The following is a 3,300-nucleotide window of genomic DNA, read 5'->3' on the forward strand; positions in this document are numbered from 1 at the left end:
TACAGAAACAATTAAAAGCAGCAGGGATTGACACAAACAGTAAAAAGTATAAAGCAGCACTGAGTGAGATGATGAAGAATGGAAACGGTGCAATGTTTACGAATGTTCAGGCAATTAAGAACCTGATGAGCCAGTATGACAAAAACGGAGACTGGATTGATCCGAATACTGGATTAACAGGACTTGCGGTAACGGATGAGAACAGAAACAGTTATAAACATATCATTTCTATTCCAGAGAGCAGCCGGGAAGAAATGTTTGAACTGGCAAAGAAAGAATTCTTAAATGAAAATGGTACTCTAAATGGTGATACTACCAAAAGAGAGAGCGTATATAACAATTTATATAGAAAAATGGATAAAGATGACCGTTTATCAGCAGGCTGGACAATGGAACAATATGAACATCAATACAGACAGGCATTTGCAGAAGCTGCAAAAGCCGCAGATTCTACATGGAGAGCTGGTAAACCAATACCGGCTGGTGCATTGGATGGCATTACCAGAGAGTCTGTTGAGAGTGGCAAGAAATCAGTAGATATAAAAATATAGTATGTTTTTTATGTGGAATATATTTCATTTTTGAAGGAGGTTGCTAATATGAGAATATCAGAAAAAGCTAAAAAGACGGTTTCAAGAAAAACGTTTATGGCAGTTGTTGTAAGTATGATGGTTTGTTTGCTTTTTGTAACACCAGTATTTGCAGCTTCAAGTTTTTATAGTAAGACAACTACTAAGCTGAATGCTATTAATGGAGGAAAATCAACAACCAGCAGGTTGGTGGAGTGACTTGGTTGACAATAATCCACCATCAGGATCAATTGATGGAAACTATGCAACATCTGTTACAGTACATTGGGTAAGTGGTATTTCTTATGTAAATGCTAGTTGCACTACAATGACACAGATGACATTGGATTATTTAGTTCCTTTCGGAATAATAGTGGGCTAAATATTTAGAAAGATAAATAAATTACGGATGGTATTTTTATACCATCCGTGGATTCCAAGAGGTGACGATAAGATGGGACACTATGTACATTATATAGGTGGCGGAATAGTAGATAGTAAAATATATGAGACAGGAAATGCAGCAAAAAGTTTTAAATCGCCGATGAAAGAATTAAATGAGCAAACGGTGTTAATAGAAAATGCCAAAACAAATAAGAATGATAGTTATCATCAGCATACGAAATACGATGATCAGGTAGATCGCTATTACAGTACATATGATATAGGAACATTGTTGCATAATAATGAAAGTTATTTAGAGGGAACAATCGATTCAAAATATGATGTAGATTACTATTCTTTTTCTTATCCGCAAAAAAGTTTTTACTCTAAAATGGGTATATCTTCAGAGATAACGATTTCATTGGAAAGCAAGAATAGTCAGGCATATAATTTAGTATTGTACGATTTATATGGCAATCAGATTGGAATAGCGACAGATGATGGACATGGTAATAAACAGCTTACGGTACCTAATTGGGACTGCGTTACATCAGATTATGTGATCAGAGTAGAAAATTCCAATATGACATCGGATTCCGGGGAAGGTTCCTATAGAATAAAAATTACGGAAACGAAAAACAGGGATACTTCAAGTAGTAATGTGCAGCACTCACAAGAAATAGCAAATGCAGATAATTCAGAAGAAAAAAATGCAATAAAGCAGAAATATGAAAAAACATATCAAAGCGAAATTGACAAATTACATCAGATGCAATTTGAAGCGTTGCCGGAAGATGAAAAATATTCGGGAACGGATAGTGTAGAAGAATTATTAAATAAGATGAAAAAGGGGGAGCAGTTAAGTGTGTCGGAAATGGCATATGTGAAAATATTTGCCAATTTATCTGATTATGAGAGAGCAGAGAAGTCGAATTATATAAAAAACGATTTTTATGCAGAAATAGAAAGAATAGCAAATGAAAAAGGAATTGAACTGCCAGATACATCATGGAAAATTGAAATAGATGTATCTGGAACTATTACGATTAACGGGGACATTACAGAAGAAAACAAAGAACAGATAAAAAATATGATATCGGAAAATTTTGCTGATGATATGTGGGAAAAATATATTCAGACAGCAGATATTTCTAACACACAATATAGATTAGTAAATGCTTACTATGAAGTGGAACAGTTCATTCAGAAAGCAACAAATGGACAGTATTCATTTGACGATATAAACGTAGATGACAATGGGAAGATTACCGGACTTCCAGAGAAAATGTGTAAAATAATGAACTCCCAGGAAGCCAATGCGAAATATGAGGAAATACGAGATAATATCTATATGCTGACGGATTATAAAAATCAATATGGATTGGAGGATATTCTTGCATTTAAGGCAGGGTATAATATTTCGGACTCTGAGGTAAGTACTGTGGGTACATCTGGCAATAATAGTGTTATGGATAATGCAGGATACTATAAAAATATGAAAACTATAATATAATGATAGAACCTAATAGAAATGGCGGGTTTAAAAGACATGAATCAGTTGATTACATATCAGTATGAAGCTGATAGTATGGACAGACAATGGTATTCTATACTGTAGCAATATAATTTGGGGGGAAAATATAGGAAATGTGCCGTCAAGATGATGGCACATTTTCTATATATATGATATTTATTTAGAGCCTATTTAGATAATATGCAGAGTACTTTATATTTATTTAATGGAAAAATAAAAATTACCGATATAGTAGGAAGATAGGAAGAAGGTGAGTAATATGCTGGAAATTGTTGTCTGTGATGACGATATAGCAGATCTTGAGTGTGCAGTGACTATGCTGCATAAGATTTTTACAAGTCAAAAGATTGCTTATCATATTGAGCAATTTGCGTCTGCAAATCAAATGCTTGAAAATATCAGCAACATTGATATCGGAATTTTAGATATTTCGATGGAAGAACTGAATGGTATTAAACTGGGGAGAAAATTAAAGGAAAAATTTCCGGATGTGAAATTAGTGTATATTACGAGTTATGAAGAATATTGTATGCAGGTCATTAACGAAGTTCATGCATTTTCATTTCTATGTAAACCACTGGAATATGATAAATTGGAAATGCAGATGTTGGAACTACTGGATCAACTGCCGGATACCGGAGCAGAAAAGGATTTTTATAAAGTGACGGACAGCAATGGGAAAGAGTATCTGTCAATCAAATTGAAACTCAGGGACATTTTATATTTTGAATACATAAAAAGATCAAGAAAAGTACTGATAGCGTTGTCTGATATCACATATGAGTATGACTGCATTTTTGAAAAACTGGTTGA

Annotated in this window: 5 protein-coding genes; all 5 read left to right on the plus strand. The window is 33.8% G+C overall.

The annotated features are described in order from the left end of the window. A partial coding sequence (locus tag DXB39_RS14540; RefSeq protein WP_117901617.1) for a DUF3879 family protein occupies positions 1–551 on the plus strand: 551 nt, incomplete at its 5' end. A 48-nt stretch (positions 552–599) separates the two neighbouring features. Continuing rightward, the gene (locus DXB39_RS14690; protein WP_044928892.1) at positions 600–788 is read left to right on the plus strand and encodes a hypothetical protein; all 189 of its coding nucleotides are present in this window, start codon (positions 600–602) and stop codon (positions 786–788) included. Next, positions 751–951 (plus strand): DUF6947 domain-containing protein, encoded by a 201-nt coding sequence (locus DXB39_RS15360; RefSeq protein ID WP_081453954.1) that lies wholly within the window; start codon positions 751–753, stop codon positions 949–951. The genes DXB39_RS14690 and DXB39_RS15360 overlap by 38 nt, the downstream gene beginning before the upstream one ends. A 72-nt stretch (positions 952–1,023) precedes the next feature. Beyond that, a complete protein-coding gene (locus tag DXB39_RS14550) occupies positions 1,024–2,466 on the plus strand; it encodes a hypothetical protein (RefSeq protein WP_015517468.1) in 1,443 nt (480 codons plus the stop codon). A 280-nt stretch (positions 2,467–2,746) separates the two neighbouring features. Continuing rightward, positions 2,747–3,300 (plus strand): LytR/AlgR family response regulator transcription factor (locus DXB39_RS14555; protein WP_117901618.1); only part of this gene is annotated, 554 nt, incomplete at its 3' end.

The sequence above is a fragment of the Roseburia sp. OM03-7AC genome (assembly GCF_003462625.1).
Taxonomy (GTDB): Bacteria; Bacillota; Clostridia; order Lachnospirales; family Lachnospiraceae; genus Roseburia_C; species Roseburia_C amylophila.